The following is a 22,582-nucleotide window of genomic DNA, read 5'->3' as shown; positions in this document are numbered from 1 at the left end:
GCGAATAATGCCGGTGTTTGAGGCGACCGCTGCAGTTCTGCTAGACGGCGTTGCGGTCCTCCTCTTGGCCTGGACGACGTGGACTGTGCTGCAGGCCCGAGAGCACGCCAGTGCATGGACGTTCGCGGTCGCTGTTGGGACGATGGCATGCTGGGCGCTCTTTTCGCTGCTCGCGGAGTCCTCGAGCGCGCTCGGCGTCTCCGTGATCGGTGATATTGCGACGTTCGGCCAACTCGGGTGTGCCCTCCTCTTACCCGGCATCTGGACGGTTTACGCGCTCGGCTACACTGGCCGTGGAACCGGACTGACGCGGTGGCGAGTTATCATGTTCGCGGGGATCGCCGCGCCGGTCGTCCTGAGCGGGGCAGTTATCGCCGCTGGGCTGCCAACCACCACGATCGAACGGCTCGTCGCGTCACTCGCAGGGACCGCGATTCTGACGCTACTCATCCTCATCGTGTATGCAACGTATCTGTTAGTCGATCTCGGCTGGAATCACGCCCGCGTCTCGAAACATCAAGTGCTCGTGCTGTCGCTTGCCGTTACCGCACCATATCTCGCCGGCATGCTCGGTAACGGCCACCCTGCCGCGAACGGGGTCACAGTCGGATTCCTCACCGCAGGTGGCCTGTTCGCCATCGCAGTCCGTCGCTATCCCGTTCTGACAGTGTTCCCAAAAGCAGAGCATATCGCGCGGACACGCGTCGTCGAAACACTCCAAGAAGCCGTCCTCGTCCTTGACTGGGACGACCACGTCCTTGACGCAAACGAGACCGTCGGGCAGGTCTTCGACCAGCCGCCCGCATCACTAATTGGCCAGCCAGTCCAAGCTGTCGCAGACGAGTTTGCGCAACTGGATCTCACAGTCGGCACCACCGGGGCCAGCACACTGCAAACCACGAAGGGACGGCGACGGTTCCAATACAGCGTCTCCGCCGTCGAAGACGACGCCACGCCGGTCGCGAAAACAGTGCTCCTTCGGGACGTCACCGACCAACAGACACGAGAGCAACGCCTCGCCGTCCTCAATCGCATCCTACGACATAATCTCCGCAACAAACTGGATATCGTCCTCGCTCACGCCGAACAAATCGACGACGACACACTTCGATCAGGCGTCCAAGAGAACGCCGAGGACCTCGTCGTGTTGAGCGAGAAAGCGCGAAAAGCCGAAGACATCATGCAGGACAGTCTTGGGCCGCCGGAACGGACTAATATCACGGCACTCGTGACAACGGTCGCAGCCGAATTTCGCGCGGAGTACCCGGCGAGCGAGATTGACGTTACGTGTCCCGAGGAATGCCTCATCGAATCGTATCCGGCGCTCCTTCGTGAGGTGCTGGCAGAACTGATCGAGAACGCACTGACACACACGGACCGGTCGACGCCACGCATCGAAATCACGGTCAATACCGATGCCCCAGCAGTAGAACTCACGGTCACGGATAATGGCCCCGGCATCCCAGAACGCGAGCGACAAATTCTGACTGAAGGAGCTGAATCACAACTCAAACACAGCCAAGGTATTGGCCTCTGGTTCGTGAACTGGGCTGTCACCCAACTCGGTGGAACCCTCTCTTTCGGAGACCGCGACTCTCAAGGAAGCACCGTTACCGTTCGACTCCACGAGGTTTCACTCGAAGTTGATCGCTGAAATGGGAGCGGGAAATATCGGCCCCTCCGAGTTCCCGATCTGAACGCTAAGGCCGTCGTATCCCGTGGGCCATAACACATACTTGTTGGCTCTGCAATTCTTCGAGTGTCGCCGGCCATTCCCACTGTCAGTAACGCGACTACACGCCCCTGTACTCGCGTATCGGCCGGCGACGACTTACGAATGCGGTGCCGGGCTACTACCGTTCTCTCGGTAGTTCCCTGAACGCATTCCGGCTAGCTCGCGAGCCTGAAACCACCTAGTGTCGATATCCCGCGGGCAACCGTCGTCAAACGCGTGAGGGAACCCCGGTTTTAGTGAATACAGGCGGTAAGCTCCCTTCCTCAAGGGGTCACCGAAGGCGGCGAGTGGCAGGGGCAGTTCACAGTTCAGTAGTTCCGGTTTGGTTGCGGAGTTGGGTGTATGCTTCTGCAAGGATGCCGAGCGTGAGTAGTGAGACAGGGAGTGCGATAATGCCTGAAACGAGCGTACCCAGTGATTGGCCGGCGATGGCGGTTATCGCGATTCTTGTGCCGACGGACAGGAGGCTGGCGAAAATCCCAACGGCGACGAAGAGGACCAGTAGCAGGCCGAAGAGGCGCAGCCAGTTGCCCCGCGTTAACGTCCAACTATCGCGGAGTGCGGCGATGAAGTTCTGGTCTTCGACGGTGATGTAGACGATCATGAAGAGGAATGCGGTGTAGGCGATGATTCCTGGGATAACGAGGAGGATGGTTCCAAGGGTGACGAGGAGGCCGAATGCGACACTGCCGAGGATTGAGTTAATGAGGACGTAGACGATATTTCGTGTGAAGTATTCCCGAGGGATGGACTGGGTGTGGCCGTTGACGAACGTTCGGAGCGCGACGATTGTAAGGTATTGAAGCGCCAGCAGCGAGAGGACTGCACCTACAACAAGGAGTGCGAACGGTGCGCCTACTGTCGGCAAACCAAGCTCGTCAGTGGGAATGTCGGTTGTACCGATCCAAGTGACGAACGCACTGTAGAACGTGACCTGCCAGATTAGGCCGAGGACGACGTATCCGAGGATCAGTTTCAAGCCGTTTCGATTGGCGACGCGACGAACCCCATCAGTGAGCGAGGAGCCGATACTCAGGGACATCAGTTCAGACTCTCGCTGCCACCTCAAAATACATGGTGCACCATTTCAGCATTAGAAACCCCTCACAATTCTAACGAGACCGTGCCCTTCGCGTCAATAGCGGGAACCGTACCAAGATTGGGCCGTCTCGCGTTGAGATTGTCTCACAAGAATGTCGCCGGCGAGGATGAGCTGCTGGTCCTCACGGGGGAGCTGTGACGAGGCTCGCAAAGTCGTGTCCGATGGTAGGTGATCGCTCTGAAGGGCCGGCGACACCGCTGGCTTGTGCCTGAGACGAAATAACGGTAATGCAGCATTTCCCATTCAGAAACGCGCAAAGATCACAGCCACTTCGATGCATGCTTCGCTCAGACGACCGCTCAGCTGTTCGTCGTCCGGAGTTCGTCGATCCGGGGTGCGTCACGGATGCCAGCGAAGAGAACGAGGATTGCGAGGGTATCGCCGTTCGGGATTGGACTGTCACCGGTACGCAATTGTACTGAACCGATTTCTTCTGACAGCCACGTCTGGCCGTCAGAGATTGCCGACTGGTGGAGCCAGGCTGGCGGCCCGGACACGACTAGCAGGCCGCTTGTTGCTGCGTCGAGCGGACAGTTGAACGTCAATCGCCCGCGGGTTGCACGGCGAAGCGTGGTTTCGACCGCCTTGATCGCTGCGACTTCATCGACCGTCGCGTCGCGTGCCCCGATGAGTCCGCGAACGCGGCCGAGCAGCGACGCTGAGTCCGCCTGGCTGTCGAGTGTTTGTTCTGCGTAGCCGATTGTTGCCAGGCCACCTTCGTCGAGCGTCGCGATAATTTCGCTGGCGTCGACGACCCGTTGCCCAACTGAATCCGCGCCCGCGGCTTCACCAGCACTAAACAGCGCGCCAAGACGCTCAGCGAGAGTCTGGTTCAGTTCATCGGCCACATCAAGAATATCTTGCTCGGAGTTGAGCCACACGTCATTATCGAAGACGATCTGCGCATCTACCACGCTATCCAACGACTGCAAGGCGTGTGCTGGATTCTCCGCGGGGACGTCCTCGTGGGTAGCCGGCAACACTGAAACCGAGTACACAGGTCGATCATACATCGCCTGCAGCTCGTCGGCGAGTTTTGGGGTTGCGACAGATCCGGTACCGCCGCCGAGCCCAGAGAGTAGGAGTATCGCGGCCGCGTCCGAGGTGACTGCTGAATCGACCGCTCGCTGCATCTCCACGAAATCCTCCTCAAGCGCTGCAGCAGCCACTTCGCGATCCCCACCAGTACCGTTCCCGTTTGTTTCCGCTTGACCAAACAGCTGGCGTGCATCCTCTGGAACTGCCGTTAACGCCGCGAGATCGACGCCATCAGTATCCAGTACACAGCCACCGGCGAGATACGATGCTGGCCGAGTGGTATCATCTTGGTAGAGGGAATCGACGATGCGGCCGCCAGCACCGCCAACGCCGATAGCTACAACGCGCATACTAGGCATGCTGGTAGCCGGCTTGAACTATCTTTCTACAGGCGAAACAAAACGGATGCCTTGCGGAGTAATCTCTTGGTAGTTCATTCCTCAAAGCGAGTGGTGTTTGGTTACCGCAGAAGGAGGGTTCTGGTGGAATAACGTGCGTTAATTGGTGGTTTGGACGGAGACATCCATGCTGCCGTCGTCGTTGAACGAGACGCGGAGTTCGTCGACGACTGCCTTGTACTGCTTGTGATGGCGGCCTTTTTTCGCGAGTACCGTCTCGGTTGTCACAAGTCCCGCGTCCTGGAGTTTATTGAGTCGTCGATATGCAGTTGGACGGGAGACGTCGATTGTTTCGGCGACGTCACGGCCGCTTTGCGGTGTGTCCGCGATGGCTTCGAACACGCGTCGCGTGTATTCGTCACCGAAGATATCGAGGAGTTCTGTCGGGGTGAGATCGACTTCGTCCGTATGCGTTCGTGAGCGAGTTGTACTGGAGGGCTGCCGGTGAACAGGCATACGTCAGGAACGAACCCCCCGCCACGTGGATTGACATGCTAGGTATGCAGACCCAGTCCTCGTGGAGGGGCGAAGTATGCAGACTGGTGTGGTATCGCGAAAGCAACCTGTTAATAGGATTCAGGGACGAGCACAGTGTACGCCGGGAGCTATGTCAGATGACGCCCTGGATGCCCTCACGGTTCTCGTTGTGGACGACGAAAAAGAGGTCGCGGACGCGTACGCCCTCCGACTTCGCGGCTTCTGCAGCGTCGAAACCGCCTACGGGGGCGCAGACGCACTCTCCGTCATCGAAGACACGACGGTCGATATTGTCCTATTAGACCGGCATATGCCGGGGATGTCTGGTGATGACGTGCTCTTGGAGCTCAACGACCGAGAGTTCCGTGGGCGCGTGATCATGGTCACCGCGGTTGATCCTGATTTCGACGTGCTGGATATGCCGTTCGACGCATACCTCTGTAAGCCGGTTGACCGCGAGACGCTCCACACCGTCATCGAGCAGCACCGAACCGTCTTGGCCTACGAGCTGCTTGGCGAGTATTTCAGCGCTGCATCCAAGCAAGCCGTCGTGGAGACTGCGACAACCGCCACTGAGCGCGCCGACCACGAGGGGTATACCCATGTCGCCGAACGAACCGCGGATCTCGAACAGCGAGTGCGTCGCCTCCTGCCTGAGGAAGACGTCCTTGATGTGTTCGACTAGCCCTCGGTGACTGCGGGCCAACTACTCGGCACACCAGACGGGTCAATAGCGAGTCGAAGGAGTGGCACACCACATGGCGAACTCGTCATTCTAGCGGCCCAGCACTGTGTTGTGGCGAGTTGACTGTTAGTCGTAGTCGTCAAAGACTGCGTCGAGAAGCTTGCGTTGGCTCGCACGGAGATGATGCAGGAGTGTCGACCCCGTAATATCGAGTGAGGCGGCGACTTCCTCCGCGGTACTGCCCCGCGGGGATTCGAAGTAATCCGCTAGATACGCGGTTCGAAGGACGGTTTCTTGGCGGTCGGTGAGCCGTTCGGTGAGCTCTTCTCGGACGTCGCGAGCGCGTACCCCGGGCGTGGTGTCCCGCTGTCGTTTTGCGGCGACGTCAGCATCCACTTCCCGGCTCGCAACCCGCGCGAATCGGCGAAGCTCCCCGTCTTGGGGTAGGTCAACGACGACACGCCCGGTTCCATCCTCGAAGACTGCCTGCTGGACGGTTGCGCCGAACGAGGCCGCAATCAGTAGCAGCGTCGACTCGGTGATGGTCACTTCGATCGTCCCCCCGGAGTCAGCGGCGCGCACAACCCTGGGGTTGTTCAGGCCATCTAGCTCCCTGGTTGCCGCCGCAACGGTGTCGGGGGCTGCCCCAGCAATTGAGAGGTAGCCATGGATGGCCTCCTCGTGGGGAACGATGCCGTTCACCGTTATCGTCGTCTTCGTCGCCGCGCTCAGCGCGGCGAGCACTGAGTCGTCTACCTCGAAGGTCACCTCAGTCACGGAGTCGGCATGCAGTAAGTTCCGGTTCCGGGTAGCCGTCACGGCGAACCCGGCGATTTCCCCGAGGGCTTCGAAGGTGGTCCGTTCGCGCTCGGAGAACGCGGTGGCGTGACTCGCGTACACGCCGACGACACCGTGGCTGTCCGCCCCATGCACGAGTGGAATCGCGACTAATGACTGGATGCCATCCGCGAATCCAGCCCGGCGGATCCGCTCGGGGACGTGCGTGGCTTCGGCGAGCGGGTGCACGACCTCCACTTGGGTGCGCTCGATCGCCCGCTCTTCAGGCGTCTGCTCCCCGGACCCGATCGTATCACGCACCGCCGCAAACGTCTGCCCGGTATCGCCGGCAACCGCTTGAACCGCCAGCGTATCGTGTCCAGGGTCCCGGTCACCGACCCACGCGAACTCGTACAAGTCGGTCTCGCCGAACGCCTCACAAATCGCCTCCAAGATCGCGTCACGCGACTGGGCGTTAACGAGCTTCGTGACGACGTCCGCGATGAGCTCGTCAACAATCGTTGCTCGAGTTCGTTCAGCGCGGAGCTGTTCCGCGGTCTGTGCGTGTGATTGCCGCGCGGTCACATCCTGCACGTACACCGTTGCCTCGGTCTCGACGGGGACAATTGAGACGGCGAGCCAGCCATCGATGGCTGGATAATACTCTTCGAACTCCGCGGCCGTGATCTCGTCCGCATCGAGCAGGCGGGGTAGCGTATCTTCGACCGACTGTGGGTACACGTCCGCGAGTGGCTCACCCGCCACTGAGCCGTTAACGTCGAGTAGGTCGCGTGCAGCCGCGTTTATCTCGCGGAGGGTTCCATCAGCCTCGATTTCGAGCACGCCAATCGGTGCCTGCTGGAGTCGGTCATCCATGGCGCAGTCACTCCACTGTCCGCAAGATGTGGCAGTCGTTGACGGTCATGAGTGGACTCGTATCTCGAAGCGTGCGCCACCCTCTGCAGAGGCGGTTAGCGTCAGTTCCCAGCCGTGGGCGCCAACGATCCGGTCAACGATGGCAAGCCCGAGTCCAGCGCCACTCGTTGCCGTCGTATAGCCAGGCGTCAAGACGGCGTCGCGTTCATCACGCGGGATGCCAGCGCCGTTATCAGCGACATAGAACCCACCCTCGAGTGACCCGACGGTAACCGTAATCTGGGACTGGCTAGTGGCTGACTGCTCGTCGTTGGTCCCTGGCTGCTCACTCGTCTGGCCGTGTTCGACGGCGTTTCGAAAGAGGTTCTCGAACAGTCGGCGAACACGATCCGGATCAGCGTCCACTGTGGGCAGCGCAGTCGGCGTCACGAGGTCAGCCCCCTGCGTTTCGACGGCAGCCCACGCCTCCGTCGCGACACCCTGGATGGATACCGACTCAGTCGCCGTAATTGCCTCCTCACCTCGGGCAAGCGTCAACACGTCCTGAATGAGTTGCGAAATTCGGTCATGGGCGTCGCTAACCGCGTCAAAATGGGCTGGTTCGCCGGTTTCGCGCGCGGCCTGGAGATGTGCTTTCGCCACGTCAAGCGGGTTTCGGAGTTCATGGCTCAGCACGCTCGCCACATCGTCGACGGCAGCTGGTGTCCCGGGCCTATCAAGCGCGGTGAAGACGAGAAAACCGCCCGTCTCGCTTGTAGCAGCATGCTGCACTAAATACCGTTGAGTCGATTCGGTGCCGGTCACAAACCGCTCGATGTCGTCGCCGTCTGCGAGCTGTGTTGCAAGCGCCGGCTCGTCAGCTGCGCCGAGCCCACCAAACCCATCGAAGACGTCGGCCACCGGCATCCCTGTGCCAGCACCACCGAACGCTTGCTCGAAGGCACTATTCGTGGTTGTAACCTGTGGATTCCCATCCGAGAGGGTATATTCGAGCACCGGACAAGGATGTGACTCAATCGGAATCGCGGGTGGACTGCGCCCACTCATAGCTGGCGTCCATGAGCCGACCGTCTCGAGGCCGGTCGAAACCCCCGAGCTGCTGTATTGGTGCAAGGGAGCGTCTGTAGCCCCCATGATCGCTGCTCACCGGCATCGAGAACGTCTGTCACACCCACAGAACCTGTCTCTGTCATCGTGCCCGGCACCCTAGTTATCAACTCAGTTTACATCCCACACCATTTAGTTTTCCTCTCGGCTTCCCGCACAGAAACAGCCATACCAGCAGGAGGGGCCCCATCACAAGATTGGGTTCCCGGGCAGTTTTCGGCGAGCCCGGGATTTCGCCAATAACGCTCGGTGGCGTGGAGCAACCGAAGCGAATCCACTACGGTGTGGACACATCGCTACCGAGGCATCGCGGCGAAAAAACGGATGGTAGTCGCGTTAGGCCGAGAACTGAATTTCGTCGAGGGTTTCGATACCGCCGCCCTCCTGGAAGCCGAAGTACTCGTAGGTTGCGGCCTTCAGATCGCCGTTCTCGTCGAAGTCAACGGCGCTGGACGCGCCCGAGTACTGGATTTCGGTGCCCTCAGCGGCCATTTCGAGGCCCTCCGCGAGCGTGCTCGGCGTGACCTCCTCGCCGCCCGGGTTCGCGACGTTCTGCATCTCCTGGGCGATGGCGGCGCCATCATTCTCGCCGGCAGCCGCGTTCGCAAGCAGGCAGACCGCGGTGGCGTCGAACGCCTGCGAGGTGAACACGCCGGGCTCCTCGTCGTACGCGGCCTGGTACTGCTCGTCGAAGTAGTCCCGCCCCGGACCGGCTGCCAGCGGCGCGGTGCCAGTGACGTTGTTCAGCGGGTTGCCGACGTCCGCGGGGAGGCTCGCCGACCGCATCCCGTCCGTGACGAGAATCGGAACGTCCGTGTCGAAGTCCGAGTAGAAGTCACGGAACAGCTGGATGCCGCTCTCGGGATAGCCGATGACGACGACGACATCCGGGTTGTCGTTGAGCGCCTGCGAGATGCGCGAGGTATACGACGACTGCCCCTTCTGGAAGGAGACCTCCTGGGCGACCTGCCCGTCCTGGTCCTGGAACGCCGAGTTGAAACTCTCCGCGAGCAACTGGCCGTAGGAGTTGTTCACGTACATCGTCGCCGCGGTCGACGCCTGGTGCTGTTCGACGGCGACCTGCGCGAGCACTTCGCCCTGCAGGGCGTCCGTCGGCGGCGTGCGGAAGATGAGGCCGTTGTCTTCAAGATCGGTGATCGCCGGCGACGTGCTCGCGGGGGAGCAGCCGACCATCCCCGAGGGGATGAAGACGTTCTCTGAGACGGCGATGGTAACCTCCGAGGAGGCCGCGCCCGTAACCGCGGGATAGCCACCGTTGCGCAGCGTCTGCGCCGCGGACTGGCCGGCGTTGGGGTCGGTCTGAGTGTCCTGCACGGAGAAGTCCAGCTCGAAGTCCGTCTCGCCTTCGAGGAGCGACTGCGGGAGGATTGCGCCGTCGCGGATGGGCGCACCGAGGTCCGCGAGGTCGCCGGTTGTCGGCAGGAGGACGCCCTGCTTGAGCGTCCGGCTGGTGCTGCCGCCGCTGCTGCTGGTGGTCGTGGTCGTGTCGCCACCGCTCCCGCTGGTTGTCCCGTCACTGCCGTCACCGTCGCCGCCGGTACAGCCGGCGAGCCCGGCGATACCTGCAGCTCCGAGACCGCGAATGACATCGCGCCGATTGACTCTTGATGGCATACCACTCAATAACAGTCAACTTGTATAAATGGATTCCGGATATGGCACCTTTCACCATGCATTCAGCGAGATCACCCAAGTTTGAGCCACGATCTCCGAGTTGACCTATGCCGTAACTGAGACGTTCCAGGTGGACAGCATCCTTTTGGTCGCACCGCGCGACTGACCGATATGGAACCGACGAAGTTTCTGTTCGTCTCCGCGGACGCCGCCCTCATCGGGGACGTGGCATGGCAGGTCCACGAGGAGGGCCACGACGTCAAATACTACATCGAAGCCGACAGCAACCAAGAGATTGCGGACGGCTTCGTCCCGAAGACAAACGACTGGAAGGGGGAAGTCGACTGGGCGGACGTCATCATCTTCGACGACATCTGGGTCGGCAACGATGTCGGCACCGGCGCGCTCGCCGAGGAACTACGTGCAGAAGGCCACGCCGTCGTCGGCGGCACGCCCAACACCGACCGCCTAGAAGAGGACCGCGGGTACGCGATGGAAGTCCTAGAGGAGAACGGCGTGAACACCATCGAACACGAAGAATTCACGGACTTCCAGGCGGGCATCCAGCACGTCCACGAGAACCCCGGACCGTACGTCGTCAAGCCACTCGGCGAAGTCCAGAACGTCAAACGCCTGCTGTACGTCGGCAACGACGACGACGGCAGCGACGTCATCGACGTCCTGCGCGCGTACGAGAAAGCTTGGGGCCACCGCATGAAGGGGTTCCAGCTCCAGCGCAAAGTCGAGGGCGTCGAAGTCGCTGTCTGTGGCTTCTTCAACGGAAACGAGTTCGTGGAGCCGGTGAACTTCAACTTCGAGCACAAGCGCCTGTTCCCCGGCAACATCGGCCCATCGACGGGCGAGATGGGGACGAGCATGTTCTGGTCGCGGCGCAACGACCTCTTCGAGCGAACGCTCGGCCGCATAGAGGGGTGGCTCGCTGACGAGGGCTACGTCGGCAGCATCGACCTCAACTGCATCGTCAACGACACCGGCATCTACCCGCTGGAGTTCACACCACGGTTCGGCTACCCAACTATCACCCTCCAAGAGGAAGCCATCGAGTCCTCGACCGGGGAGTTCTTCGCCGCCCTCGCGAACGGCCGCGACCCCAAGTTCGACGTCCACGACGGCTATCAAATCGGCGTCCGCGTGGTGCTGCCGCCGTTCCCATTCGACGACGAAGCGACCTACGACGAGAACTCCCGGAACGCCGCCATCGTGTTCGCCTCCGACGAGGACGGCGGCACCACAACCCCGCCTGCGGGTGTCCACATCGAGGACGCCAAGCGTGTAGACGGCCAGTGGCGCGTCGCCGGCGAATCCGGAATGCCCCTGGTCGTAACTGGGAAGGGCGAGACAATGCAGGAAGCCCAGGAACAAGCCTACGAACGCGTGGAGGACGTGCTCATCCCGAACCTCTACTACCGCGACGACATCGGCGACCGCTGGGTGGAGGGCGACGGCGACCGCCTGCAGGCGTGGGACTACCTCGGGCCGGCCAACGAGTAGTCGGTTACTGTTCTTCGACCGGCGCGTCGTACGCGCCGCCCTTCACGGTCTCGACGGCGTCGCGCGCCCCACTCTTCGAGGCGTACCCTTCACCGGAGTCGGCGACGATGTCGCCGCCGGCGCGGAGCCGCCACCGCCACTCGCCGCTGCTGTCCTCGTACAACTCGAAGGTCTGACTCATGGTCCGAGTGCGCTATCGGTGCGCGCCCCTATAAGTTTCGCCTCGGATACAGGTTCACTCACCCGGCCATACGGGTAACAGCCCGTCCGGGAACTGTGCGAGCGTCGGCGCCGCGTTGTCCCCGAACGCGGTGTGGACGAACGCCTGCCAGAGCACGCGCTCGGCGTACGGCCGCGAATCGAGGTCGACACCAAGTGCCGCGGCGACCGCCTCTTCGTCGACGTTCGGCCCCGGCTCCACGTCCAGCACGCGGGGCGCGTTGGCGAGGTCGAGCCCGAACGACGGGAACAGTCGGTAGGACGCGTCGACCGCGGGATGGTAGAACGTCCGCTTGCCCGGATACCGGACGGTCAGCACGGGTGTCGTCGTCGCGTGCTCGCCGTCGGGGAGTTCGACCCGTTGCTCGCCGAGCGGGAGTTCGCGGCGTTCCCCGCACGCCACGCGGTAGCGGTCGCCGGCCGCCGCGACGACTACCTCGTCCCCGTCCACCCGTTCGATAGACACGTCGGGGGCCATGCCCGCTGCGAGTTCGGCTTCCGTCGAGTCGCCACTGACCGTCCCCTCCACGACGACTGTTCGCCCGTCGTCGGCCGTCAGCGTCGGTGTAACGCTCTCGTCCTCGCTCGCCGGCTGGACGCCGTACGGCGTCGCGCAGACGTGGTCCCACGCACTTGCCGGGGGCGCGGCGGCGTCGAGGACCGAGCGCCAGTAGAAGACCCGCGCCTCCTTGCCGCAGGTGTAGGGGACGGCGTCGGGGAAGAACCCGCCGCCGAACCGCGTGGCCTCCAGCCCCCGGTACTCGAGGACGACTTCGAGGTAGCGAATCGTCCGCTGGACCGGCGTGCAGCGCTCGTGCGCGCTCGCCAGCGTCCACTCCACGCCGGCCTCGGCGTCGCGCGTCGAAGAGTTCATCACCTCGACGTAGGCCGCAAGCGCGCAAAGGCCTGCGTCCGGAGATGTTCGGCTCGACGAACCCATGCTCACGGGTCGTAGAACATGTTCGACAGAGGTGTCTCGACGGACTGGGACGTCACTCCGCTCGTGGCAGCCACAGGCTCCGGCGTCGGGCGGTGGACGCGGCTGTTCACGGCAACGGGCGTCGCCTTCCTCGTGCTCTGGCGGGTCGGGCTACTCGTCGGCCTCCCGGCGCGCAGCGGCGTCGACTTCGCCGTCCTCGGGTTCGTGCTCCACGTCGTCTTCGGGCACGCGTACCTGCTCGTGCCCGCGTACTTTGGGCGCGTCCATCCGCCGAGCCGACTCCCCGGCGTCCACCTCGCGTTCGCCGCGTCCGGGACGGTGCTGCTTACGGCGAGCGGCGCCGCAGCCGTCTCCGAAACTGTCGGCGTCGCCGGCGCGTTGCTGTGGTGTAGCGGTGTCGCTGTCTTCCTCGGTTCGCTGGCGTGGTCGGTGCGCGGCGCTGTCCGCGACCCGTTCGCAGACGTGTCGAACCGCGCCGAACGCGCCGCGGTGCTCGCGGTGCCGGTGCCGTTCGCCTACCTCGTCGTCGGGTCGTACGACCTGCTCGCCACGCAGACCACCGTCCCGCGCCTGCTCGCCGCGTCGCCAGCCGGCGTCTCGCACCTCTTCGCCACCGGTGTCGCCGCACTACTCGTGTTCGTGCTTGGTGTGCGTCTGCTCCCGCGGTTCCTCGGCGTCGACCCGTTCGCGGTGCCCGCAATCGTCGTGCTCGTCGCGGGTGGTGTCGGCCCTGGGCTGCTCGCCGTCTCGCTGTGGGACGGCTGGCTGTTCCGCGCTGCCGCGGCCGTCGAAGGCACGGCCGTCGTCGTATTCTTCGCGCACGCGGTGGTGCTGTTCGGTCGGTCGGACCGTCGGCGTGTCGGCCTCTCCGGCATCCTCGCTGGACTCGCGGCGGGCGCGGTTGCGGTCGTCGTGGCGGGAGGCGTCGCCGCCGGCTGGCTCTCGGCCGCCCGAATCGAGGGTCACGTGGCGCTCGTGCTCGGGGGATTCCTTACGGTGACCGTCGCGGGGTTCCTCGTCCAGTTCTACCCGCCGAGCGTCGCCGAGTCCCCAGACACCGGTGACGCGACGACGCGGGCCGCGCTCGCCGCGCTGCTCGCTGGTGCGGCCGTCGAAGCGAGTGGCCTCGCGTTCGGCATCCCTGCGCTGACGAGCGCGGGTCGTGTGCTCGCCGCAGCAGGGGCAGTCGCCTTCGCGTACGTCCTCCTTGCGGTCGTCGTCGCGCTGGAGGTGCGCTAACTGCTGGCCGAACATGTCCGCACACAGCCCTTAGTTTAGGTATGCCTAATCACTTGACGAGGTGTTCCAGTCGCGATGGCAGACGTAACCCACGAGCCGGCCGGCACAGTCGCCGACGAACTCTTCGACAAGTACCTCCTCCCAAAGGCCGCGCTCGCGGTCATCCTCGCAGCGTCGCTGGTCGGCACCGCGCTGACACTCGACCTCACGGGACAGTGGTCACCGGTGCTGGCGCTCGCCAAGTGGGGGTACTTCGTCGCGCTCGGCGTGCTCCTTGGCGGCCTGCTATGGAAACACGGCTTCGTCCGCCCCGGCGACGTCGACGCCGCCGCCGACTACTGCGCGGAGATGTACCGCCGCTTCGACCGCCTCGCAGTCGGCGCGCTCGCCGTGCTCGCCGTAACCGGCGTCGCACTGCTCACGGTCGTCTACGCCGACGCACCCCTCACACTCCGCGCAGCACTCGCCATCGCGCTCGGCGCTACCGTCTCCACAGGAGCCATCGACACCTTCGACGACGCCCCCGTGCCCGAACGCTTCCGGACGCTCGCCGGCGTCCTCGCGCTCGTGGGCGCCGTCCTCACCGTCGCGCTGTCTGCCACCGCCGACGTCGCACTCGCTGGTGGCGGGGCCGTCCCCGCGGCCTCCCGTGCAATCCACCTGCTCGCATTCGCGGCGTGGGTCGGCGGGGCCGTCTGGAACATCTTCGTCGCCGTGCCAACCGGCCAACTCCGCCCGACGCCGCCCGTCGTCCAAGCCGCCGGCGAACAACTCGAACGCTTCCGGTGGACAGTACGATTCGTCATCCCGACACTCGTCGCGACCGGCATCTACCAGGCCGTCGACGCGCTCGGCACCAGCATCGGCACGTACGTCGGCACGACTGTCGGGCTCGCGGTGCTCGCGAAACTCGGGTTCATCGCCGTCCTGTTCACCATCTTCCTCGCGTGCCCGATGTGGCGCGCGTGCTCACCAATCGACGGCGTCTGCGACCTCGCCGAGATGGACAGGGAGGTGGGCGACTGATGCCCGACCTCGACGTCCCCGACACCGAACCCGGCGTCGACCCCGACCGCACCGTCGACAACCGGGGTCGCGGCTGCGCGAACGGCATCGTGCGCGTGCAGCGCGCGCTCGAAGACCTCCCGGAAGGAGCGGTACTCGAAATCCAGAGCACCGACCGCCGCGCGAAGACCGAGTATCCGAAACTCGCCGCCGAAACCCCGCACGAACTGCTCGCCGTCGTCGAGAGCCGGCGGCGCGTCCTCCGCAAACAGTACACCACCTACCTCGAAATACATGAGTGACCTTGTCGACCCCGTGACCGACCCGACACCGAGACGCGGTACCGAGCGAACGAACTGGCAGCACCTCGCGGACGCCGACCCCATCGCTGTCCGGGATCCGCTCGCGGAACTGCTCGGCGTCGTCCCCGAGGGCGACCCGCTGGTCGTCGGTTTCCCCGAGGTCGTGCTCGCTGCAGGCCACGCTTGCCCCGCCGTCGCGGGCGCGTTCCGCGCGACCCAACTCGCGCTCGACGACCTCTACCCCGACGACCTCCCCGTCCGCAGCGACGTCGCCGTCGAGGTTGGCGGCGAACCCGACGACCACGGCCTCGGCCCGATGGCGAACGTCGTCAGCCACGTCACCGGCGCGGATCGCGAGACCGGCTTCACGGGGTTCGGCGGCTACGGTGGTCGCGAGAACCTGTTATCGTTCACGGACCTCAACGGCCCCGGCCGTACGTTCGCGTTCCACCGCCTCGACACCGACGACAGCGTCCGCGTCTCGTTCGCGCCGGCTGCGGTCGGCATGTCGCCGCCGGGCGCAGACGGCGGCCGCGTGACAGACTTAATTCCGAAACTGGTCGCAGGCGAGGCATCCGACGCCGAACGCCGCCAATTCCACGACAGATGGCACAACCGCGTCCAGCGCGTCCTGCGCGCGACACCCGGCGAAGACAGCCCGTTCACGCTCCAACACCCCGAGAGCTGACGACTCCGCCCTTCGCGTCGTTCACCCGTTCCGTGACTACAAACAACTAAGTTAGCGTCTCCGGTCGCTACCAGCATGGGCAGTTTGCGACGCCACCTGCCGGTCGCCGTCCTCAGCGCGCTCGCCGTCGGCCTGCTTGCGACCTCCGCGGCACACCACATCACGGAAGTCGCGCGACTCAACTACGCGAGCGGGCCGCTATCCGCGTTCCTCGTCGACGCCGTTCCCGCGGTGATACTGCTGTTCGCCAGCTATTGGCTACACGTCGCAGACTTCGACCCGGAGCACCGCTGGTACGTCGCCGCGTGGTCGACGACCAGCGCCGCGCTGTTCGCGGTCATCACGTTCCTCACCATCGCCGTCCGCGAATTCGAAGGCCGGACCGTCGCCGAACCCGTCTTCCCCATACTCGTGGACACCGGCATCGGTGCGGTCGCCGGCTTCGTCGCGGGCGTCTTCTACGTCAGCGCGCACCGCGACGCCGAACGCGCCTCCCGCGCCCGGCGCGCGTTCGCGTTCGTCAACGACGTGCTCCGCCACGACATCCGCAACAGCCTCGGGGTCATCCGCGGGCAGGCCGCGCTGGTCGCGGACACCACGAACGACGACGCGGTTGCCGACCGCGTCGGCACCATCCGCGAGCAGACCAACGAGGCGCTCGACCGCATCGAGAACGCCAACACCATCGCGAACACCATCACCGACGACGCGACCCTCGAACCCGTCGACCTCACGGCGTTCGCCGAGACCGCCGCCGACCGCGTCGCCGACGCCTACCGCGTCACCGTCAGAACCGACCTTCCCGAGGAAGCACACGTACGGGCAAACGACGCCCTCCAGACGGTCGTGGACAACCTCGTGGAGAACGCCGCCGAACACAACGACGCCGACGACCCCTGGGTCGAAGTCGCGGTCGAACCAACGGTCGACACGGTGCGACTCGAAGTCCGCGACAACGGCCCCGGCGTCGAACCGGACGTTCTCGCCGACGCCGAAGGCGGCCTCGACCTCGTGCGCACGCTCGTCACCCACTACAACGGCGACGTCCGCTTCACCGACAACGAACCCCGCGGGACCGTGTTCGTCGTCGACCTGCCGCGCGCGAACGCAGCGTAATCCTCGCTCCACGCGTTCGTTCGGCGAGTACGCTTAACTGCGCGCTGACCACACGTTCGACAAATGGCCGACTCCCCGACACCGGACAGCCGCCGCCGGCGGCTCGCCGGTCACGCCATCGCCCTCCTCGGTGCCGCGCTGTTCGCCATCCCCCTGTACGACGTCTGGGACGACACCACCGACCTCGGCTGGGGTATCCTCCCCTCGCTCGTCGAGAACGTCACGCTGTTCGCGCTCGCCGCCCTCCTCGTCGCGGGCGGCGTCTGGCTCGCACGCTCGGAATCGGACAGCGACCACGCCACCACGGTCATGTCGACGACGTTCGGCGGGACCGTCGCGACGGCCGCGCTGTTCGCGTGGATTGTCGCCGTCCAGACGTGGACGATGAACGACCTCAAGCCGTACGTCATCGCGCTCGACGCGGTCGTCGTCGGCGCGCTCGGGTCGTTCGGCATCGGCGTCTACCGCGCGCGCTCGGACAGCCGCCGCCGCGACCTACAGGTCGAACGGAACCGCCTCGCCGGCCTCTTCGAGAACACCAGCGACGCCGTCGCCACCGTCGAACTCGCGGACGGCTCACCCACCGTCTCGTCGGCAAACGAGCACTTCCGGGAGACATTCGACGACCCAGAAGCCGCCATTCAGGAAGCCGCCCAGCTCGCGGGAACGTCGCTGTCGTCGCTGTTCGACGGCGACCACCGCGGCGAGCCGACAACCCAGGAAATCGCGTACAGCGAAGCGAACGGCGTCCACGAAGTCGCGTACGGCGACCGCGACGACAGCGATGCCCGTGAGTTCATCGTCCAGTTCGTCCCCTACGACACCGACCGCGGGCGAACATACGTCTACGTCGTCGCGACCGACGTCACCGAGCAGAAGCAGCTCGCACGCGAGCGGGAAGCCAACGAACGCCTCGACCTCCTCCACGAGTACGCGTCCAAACTCGTGAACGCGCAGAACCGCGACCGCGCCGCCGCGCTCGCCCGAGAAGCCGTCGAGGAACTGTACGCGCCTTCGGACGTCCGCGTCGTGCTCGACGGCGAGGTCGTCGCTGGCCCGGACAACTCCAACAGTACGTTCAACACGGTCGCCAAGGTCGGTGACCGCGGCCGCATCGAACTCGCGGCCCACCTCGCCACCCGCGAACTCAACGCGGTCAACGTGCTCGCAACCCACCTCGACGACGTGCTCGACCGCCTCGACTACGAGCGCGAACTCGCCATCGAGCGCGAGGAACTGGACTTCATCAACCGCACGCTCCGCCACAACCTCCTCAACGACATCCAGGTCGTGAAGGCGCGGCTCCAGACGCTCGACGACGGCGACGACCTCCTGAACCACCGCGACGTCCTCCTCGACCACCTCGACCGCATGGCCGAGTTCGTCCAGACGATGCGCACCTACACCAAGTCCCTCGTCGAGGACGACGAACACGTCCTCCATCCTGTGGACCTCCGACCGGCGCTCGAGGACGTCGCCGACGGCACGCGCAACGCCTACGAGGACGCAGTCGTCTCGCTCGGCGACATCCCGCACGTCGCCGTGAGCGCCGACGAACTCCTCGAACCAGTGCTGGAGAACGTCCTCACGAACGCCGTCGAACACAACGACAAGGCGACGCCCCGCATCCACGTCGACGCCGAACGCCACGGCGACTGGGTGACCGTCCGCGTCGCGGACAACGGCCCCGGCATCTCCGACGACCGCAAGGAAGCGGTGTTCGAGCGCGGCGAACTCGGCGAGCACAGCTCCGGCAGCGGCTTCGGACTGTTCCTCGTGCGCAAAACCGTCGAATCATACGGCGGCGGCGTCGAAATCAAAGACAACGAACCCACGGGCACCGTCGTCCGCATCACGCTCCCCGTGGCGTCGACGTGACGACTACCGGTCGGCGTCCTCGACGACCTGCAGGAGTTCGGCCATCGTCCCGTCGTCGGTGCCGTCGAGCTGCGAGGCGGCCTGCTCGCGCACGCGCTCTAACTCCGTCTGCAGCCGCTGGAAGCGCTCGTCGTCAGCTAACTCCGCCTCGTCGTAGCGCGCCTGCAACTCCGCGATTTTCGAACTGAGCGCGTACAGCGCCCGGAGTTCTCGCGTGTAGTTCGCGCGCTCCAACAGCTCCCGGGTGGCGTCCACGACCTCCTCGCGGTCCACTGGCTTCTCCAGGTACATGTCGTAGTCCAACTCGACGACGTCGAGGTCGGGCTCCAGCGCCGTCAACATCGCGACGCGGGCGTCCCCGTCGCGCTCGCGGATTCGCCGGAGGGTCTCGTCGCCGGAGAGCTTCGGCATCCGCCGATCGAGCAACACGGCGTCGACATGGGGGCCGTACTTCTCGAGGGCTTCCTCGCCGTCGGTCGCGACGACCGCGTTCCAGCGCTGGTCTATCCAGTTGCCGACCGCCTCCGCGAACTCCGCCTCGTCGTCGACGACGAGAACTGTGTGGTCACCGTCGAGCGCGTCGCTGCCCTCTGCAGACCCGCTCCCGTCGGTCTGCACGGGCGGACCCGAAGCCGCGGAACTGTCGGCCGTCATACTCGTCTAGTCGGTTCGGTCCCGTAAAACTGGATTGGCCGTCAGGTTACACGAGATAGGTCACTCCCCGACGAGCTCGAACTCCTCGCGGAGTAAGTCGACCGCGTCCCGGATGCCGCCGGCGGACGCAAGGTAGCTCGCGCCCACGCCGGACTTCACGGCGTTCGCCGCAGCGCCGCGGAACACGCTCGGGCCGACCTGTGCGACCGCGCCGTCACCGACGCTCACCAGCCAGCCTGGCGAGTCGAACGTGTACTGTTCGAGTCGCGGCCGGAAGCCGTCGTCGTGCTCGCGCAGGTCTGCGACCAGTTTCTCAACGTTCCGCGCCGCGACCTTCGCCTCGCGGACGGCCGCCTGCGCGGACGCCGGTACTGCCGTCCCTTCGGCGTCGACCACCCGCGCAGCGTCCCCGAGTACGAGCGTGTGGGCGTCCACAGCGAAGTCCGCGCGGACATCCACGCGCTCGCCGTCTAGTGCATTCGGACCGCGGATGCCGCCCGTCCACACGAACACGTCGTAGGCCACGTCGCCGTCGTCGGTCTCGATTGCTTCGTCCGTCGCGCGCGAGACGGTGACGCCGGTGCGCACGTCGACGCCCTCGCGGTCGAGTTCGTCGCGGACCGCGTTCCGGAACTGCTCGGGGAACGACGGCGCGATTGTTTCGCGCTGTTCGAGCAACACGACGTCGACGTCGGCGTCCTCCTCGCGCGCGAACGCCGCGAGTTCGCCCGCCGTCTGCACGCCGGAGAGACCAGCGCCGCCGACGACGGCCGTGCCGCCGTTCGAATCGACGAGGTCCTCGAACTCGCTGCGGATGCGCACGGCGTCCGGCAGTCGCTTCAACGGGCTGGCGTGCGCCTCGACACCAGGAAGGCCGTAGTACGCGGTCTCCGCGCCGAGACAGACCGCAGCCACGTCATAGTTGAGGCTGGTGCCGTCCGCGAGTTCGACCTGCCGGGTATCTCGGTCGACGTCCTCGACGGTCGCGACCTCGACGCGCGCTCGGTCGAAGATGTCGTCGAGCGGGACGACGATGTCGTCGGCGAACTCCGGGTGGCGTATCGCGCGGTGGAGTTCGTGCTGGACGAGGTGGTCGCCGGTGTCGTCGACTACCAGAAGGTCGACATCGGCCGGGAGCCGGTCTTCCAGTCGGTCGGTCAGGACGACGCCCGCGTAACCACCGCCGAGTACGACGACACGCATACTACTGGCTACACGAACCAGGGACAAAACCGTACCCGCCTACGCGGGTTAAAACAGCGCGTCGCTCTCGTCAAGCACGTGCGCGGGGCCGCCCACCTCCCAGACGTCGGTTTCGACGCCGCAGTCCGCGATGGCTTCCTCGACTTTATCTGCGTGCTCAGCGCGCGTATTCACGTAGACCGTGGCGCCAGTATCCGTCGAGAAGTAGACGGGGACGTCGTCCTCGCTGCGGAGTTCACGGACGGCGTCGAACACCTCGACGGTGTCCGGCTTCCAGTACACCCACCCCGACGGGCCGGTCATCGTCGTCGCGGCCAGCGACAGCGAGTCGTGCTCGGCGGTCTCGAACACGCGCTCGAAGTCACCCTCGCGGAGGGCGTCGCGTGCCTCCGCCAGTTGCGCGTGGATGTGCGCGAGGCGCGCCTGAAACATGTGGCTGTCCGCGGCCTCAGAGTGCGCGTGCCCGGTCTCCTTGTACGACGGGACTTTCGCGATGACGATGCGGAGGTCGTCAACGAAGTCGTCGGGGACATCGAGGCGCTCGCTCCGGCAGTCCTCGTCGTTCAAGCCCGTGTGGAGGTCGGAGAACCCGCCCGTGACGGCGCGCGCGGCGGACGCGGACCCGAGCCGCGCGATGGTCGAAATCTCGGGCAGTGAGAGGTCGAGACCGGCGGCCTCGGCTGCCGCCCGGGCGAGCGCCGCGAACCCCGAGGCCGACGACCCGAGGCCGATGTTCGACTGGAAGTTGTTCACACTCTCGACCTGCACGCGGTGGTCAACGCCCGCGCGCTCGCGCACCTCGTCGACGACCTTCTGGATGCGGTCGGCGCCGGAGCCGTCCACGACCTCGCCGTCAACAACGTAGCTGTCCTCGCTGCGGTCGGGTTCGAACGCCACCGTCGTCGTCGTGTTGCTCGGCGCGGTGCAGACGCTGATGGAGTCGTGGTAGGGGAGCCGGCGCTGTTCGTCCCGCATCCCGTGGTACTTCACGATGCCCTGAATCGGGTGGGCTCGCGCGGTCGCTTTCATACCCCGATGGGTGTCTGTCGCGCGCATAAACGTCCCGGAAGCCGGCCGGCAAGCCATGGAATCGGATGGCGCGTGGGGCTGACAGCCAGCACGCGCGTCGGCGGGTCAGCAGAGTGGCGTACCGCGCTCCCGCGAGCACTCTGCCGCCGTCGTCAGGTCACGCGTGGACGCAGTCCCGTCCTCGCATTTGAACGTTCGCCGCGCCGGTTCCGTTACAGGGAAGGGCTGGACGGCCGATTTCCTGGTATGGGAACACCGCTGGACACGCGCGAGGCGCAGGTAGAGGAGGTCATCGACCGACTCGAAGAGGAGTACCCCGAGCCCGAGATCTCACTGAACTTCTCGAACCGCCTCGAACTACTGGTCGCCGTGATCCTCTCCGCGCAGTGTACCGACGAGCGTGTGAACAAGGAGACCGCCCACCTCTTCGAGAAGTACCAGTCCCCGGAGGACTACGCGAACGCCGACGAGGACGAGCTCGCCGAGGACCTCAGTTCGATTACGTACTACAACAGCAAGGCCGGCTACCTCAAGAACGCCTGCCAGCAAATCGTCGAGGAACACGACGGCGAGGTCCCGGACACGATGAGCGAACTCACGGACCTGCCCGGCGTCGGCCGGAAGACCGCGAACGTCGTGCTCCAACACGGCCACGACATCACCGAGGGTATCGTCGTGGACACGCACGTCCAGCGCATCTCGCGGCGGCTCGGTATCACCGAGGAGGAACGCCCGGAGGCCATCGAGGAGGACCTGATGGACGTCGTTCCGCCTAAGCACTGGCAGAACTTCACGCACTGGCTCATCAGCCACGGTCGGGACACGTGCACCGCGCGCAACCCGGACTGCTCGGACTGCCTGCTCGAAGACGTCTGTCCGTCCTCGAAGCTCCAGCACGACGTCGACCTCGCAGACGGCAGCGAGTGGTAGGCGGCCGGTAAGCGCGTGTTTTGCCCTTGCGCGGACA

General features: G+C 64.9%; 21 protein-coding genes. 10 read left to right on the top strand and 11 right to left on the bottom strand.

Annotated elements, in window-relative coordinates:
* Nucleotides 1-7 precede the first annotated feature (7 nt).
* Entirely contained in the window at nt 8-1,654 is a 1,647-nt protein-coding gene (locus tag LPA44_RS11085; RefSeq protein ID WP_230889648.1) for an ATP-binding protein, read from the top strand.
* A 382-nt stretch (nt 1,655-2,036) separates the two neighbouring features.
* Here the strand turns inward: LPA44_RS11085 and LPA44_RS11080 are convergent, their stop codons facing one another.
* The 3 genes from LPA44_RS11080 to LPA44_RS11070 form a co-directional block, all read right to left on the bottom strand.
* Nucleotides 2,037-2,777: a hypothetical protein gene (locus tag LPA44_RS11080; protein ID WP_230889647.1), complete on the bottom strand. Its 741-nt coding sequence runs from the start codon at nt 2,775-2,777 to the stop codon at nt 2,037-2,039.
* Between the two features lie 359 nt (nt 2,778-3,136).
* Nucleotides 3,137-4,225 carry a tubulin/FtsZ family protein gene (locus LPA44_RS11075; protein ID WP_230889646.1) on the bottom strand — a complete coding sequence of 363 codons (1,089 nt, stop codon included), beginning with the start codon at nt 4,223-4,225 and terminating at the stop codon, nt 3,137-3,139.
* Between the two features lie 147 nt (nt 4,226-4,372).
* Nucleotides 4,373-4,729, bottom strand: coding sequence for a winged helix-turn-helix domain-containing protein (locus LPA44_RS11070; RefSeq protein ID WP_230889645.1), 357 nt, complete (start codon nt 4,727-4,729; stop codon nt 4,373-4,375).
* Between the two features lie 151 nt (nt 4,730-4,880).
* Between LPA44_RS11070 and LPA44_RS11065 the strand changes: the two genes are divergently transcribed.
* Nucleotides 4,881-5,435 carry a response regulator gene (locus tag LPA44_RS11065; RefSeq protein WP_230889644.1) on the top strand — a complete coding sequence of 185 codons (555 nt, stop codon included), beginning with the start codon at nt 4,881-4,883 and terminating at the stop codon, nt 5,433-5,435.
* A gap of 126 nt (nt 5,436-5,561) precedes the next feature.
* On the opposite strand, the gene LPA44_RS11060 is transcribed toward LPA44_RS11065, so the two are convergent.
* The 3 genes from LPA44_RS11060 to LPA44_RS11050 all read right to left on the bottom strand — a co-directional run bounded on the left by LPA44_RS11060 (nt 5,562) and on the right by LPA44_RS11050 (nt 9,830).
* Nucleotides 5,562-7,088, bottom strand: coding sequence for a bacterio-opsin activator domain-containing protein (locus tag LPA44_RS11060; protein WP_230889643.1), 1,527 nt, complete (start codon nt 7,086-7,088; stop codon nt 5,562-5,564).
* Nucleotides 7,089-7,133: 45 nt separating this feature from the next.
* Nucleotides 7,134-7,988 (bottom strand): sensor histidine kinase, encoded by an 855-nt coding sequence (locus LPA44_RS11055; RefSeq protein WP_230889642.1) that lies wholly within the window; start codon nt 7,986-7,988, stop codon nt 7,134-7,136.
* A gap of 543 nt (nt 7,989-8,531) precedes the next feature.
* Nucleotides 8,532-9,830, bottom strand: coding sequence for an ABC transporter substrate-binding protein (locus LPA44_RS11050; protein ID WP_230889641.1), 1,299 nt, complete (start codon nt 9,828-9,830; stop codon nt 8,532-8,534).
* Nucleotides 9,831-10,001: 171 nt separating this feature from the next.
* On the opposite strand from LPA44_RS11050, the gene LPA44_RS11045 reads away from it, so the two are divergent.
* A complete protein-coding gene (locus LPA44_RS11045) occupies nt 10,002-11,342 on the top strand; it encodes a phosphoribosylamine--glycine ligase (protein WP_230889640.1) in 1,341 nt (446 codons plus the stop codon).
* A gap of 4 nt (nt 11,343-11,346) precedes the next feature.
* On the opposite strand, the gene LPA44_RS11040 is transcribed toward LPA44_RS11045, so the two are convergent.
* Both LPA44_RS11040 and LPA44_RS11035 read right to left on the bottom strand, forming a co-directional pair.
* Entirely contained in the window at nt 11,347-11,523 is a 177-nt protein-coding gene (locus tag LPA44_RS11040) for a YegP family protein (RefSeq protein WP_230889639.1), read from the bottom strand.
* A 54-nt stretch (nt 11,524-11,577) separates the two neighbouring features.
* The gene (locus LPA44_RS11035; protein ID WP_230889638.1) at nt 11,578-12,435 is read right to left on the bottom strand and encodes a hypothetical protein; all 858 of its coding nucleotides are present in this window, start codon (nt 12,433-12,435) and stop codon (nt 11,578-11,580) included.
* Nucleotides 12,436-12,519: 84 nt separating this feature from the next.
* On the opposite strand from LPA44_RS11035, the gene LPA44_RS11030 reads away from it, so the two are divergent.
* The 6 genes from LPA44_RS11030 (at nt 12,520) to LPA44_RS11005 (ending at nt 18,729) form a co-directional block, all read left to right on the top strand.
* Nucleotides 12,520-13,740 (top strand): hypothetical protein, encoded by a 1,221-nt coding sequence (locus LPA44_RS11030; RefSeq protein ID WP_230889637.1) that lies wholly within the window; start codon nt 12,520-12,522, stop codon nt 13,738-13,740.
* Between the two features lie 75 nt (nt 13,741-13,815).
* On the top strand, nt 13,816-14,766 hold the full coding sequence (locus tag LPA44_RS11025; protein ID WP_230889636.1) for a hypothetical protein: 951 nt from the start codon (nt 13,816-13,818) through the stop codon (nt 14,764-14,766).
* On the top strand, nt 14,766-15,047 hold the full coding sequence (locus LPA44_RS11020; protein WP_230889635.1) for a sulfurtransferase TusA family protein: 282 nt from the start codon (nt 14,766-14,768) through the stop codon (nt 15,045-15,047). Before LPA44_RS11025 ends, LPA44_RS11020 begins: the two co-directional genes overlap by 1 nt.
* The gene (locus tag LPA44_RS11015; RefSeq protein ID WP_230889634.1) at nt 15,040-15,735 is read left to right on the top strand and encodes a hypothetical protein; all 696 of its coding nucleotides are present in this window, start codon (nt 15,040-15,042) and stop codon (nt 15,733-15,735) included. Before LPA44_RS11020 ends, LPA44_RS11015 begins: the two co-directional genes overlap by 8 nt.
* 75 nt (nt 15,736-15,810) lie before the next feature.
* A complete protein-coding gene (locus LPA44_RS11010; protein ID WP_230889633.1) occupies nt 15,811-16,851 on the top strand; it encodes an ATP-binding protein in 1,041 nt (346 codons plus the stop codon).
* Nucleotides 16,852-16,914: 63 nt separating this feature from the next.
* On the top strand, nt 16,915-18,729 hold the full coding sequence (locus tag LPA44_RS11005) for a sensor histidine kinase (RefSeq protein ID WP_230889632.1): 1,815 nt from the start codon (nt 16,915-16,917) through the stop codon (nt 18,727-18,729).
* A gap of 3 nt (nt 18,730-18,732) precedes the next feature.
* On the opposite strand, the gene LPA44_RS11000 is transcribed toward LPA44_RS11005, so the two are convergent.
* From LPA44_RS11000 to mvaD, 3 genes are read right to left on the bottom strand one after another with little or no spacing between them, the layout of a single operon-like run.
* Nucleotides 18,733-19,383, bottom strand: a complete 651-nt coding sequence (locus LPA44_RS11000) for a response regulator transcription factor (protein ID WP_230889631.1) — start codon at nt 19,381-19,383, stop codon at nt 18,733-18,735.
* A 60-nt stretch (nt 19,384-19,443) separates the two neighbouring features.
* A complete protein-coding gene (locus tag LPA44_RS10995; RefSeq protein WP_230889630.1) occupies nt 19,444-20,586 on the bottom strand; it encodes an NAD(P)/FAD-dependent oxidoreductase in 1,143 nt (380 codons plus the stop codon).
* A gap of 48 nt (nt 20,587-20,634) precedes the next feature.
* The gene (gene mvaD / locus LPA44_RS10990) at nt 20,635-21,615 is read right to left on the bottom strand and encodes a phosphomevalonate decarboxylase MvaD (protein ID WP_230889629.1); all 981 of its coding nucleotides are present in this window, start codon (nt 21,613-21,615) and stop codon (nt 20,635-20,637) included.
* Between the two features lie 246 nt (nt 21,616-21,861).
* Here mvaD and nth point away from each other — a divergent pair, with 246 nt between their 5' ends.
* The gene (nth, locus tag LPA44_RS10985) at nt 21,862-22,545 is read left to right on the top strand and encodes an endonuclease III (protein WP_230889628.1); all 684 of its coding nucleotides are present in this window, start codon (nt 21,862-21,864) and stop codon (nt 22,543-22,545) included.
* Nucleotides 22,546-22,582 lie beyond the last annotated feature (37 nt).

The sequence above is a fragment of the Halobacterium sp. KA-4 genome, from assembly GCF_021028995.1.
In the GTDB taxonomy this organism is placed as follows: domain Archaea; phylum Halobacteriota; class Halobacteria; order Halobacteriales; family Halobacteriaceae; genus Halobacterium.
Note: the sequence above shows the minus strand (reverse complement) of the source record. Positions and strands in the feature narration are given on the sequence as shown.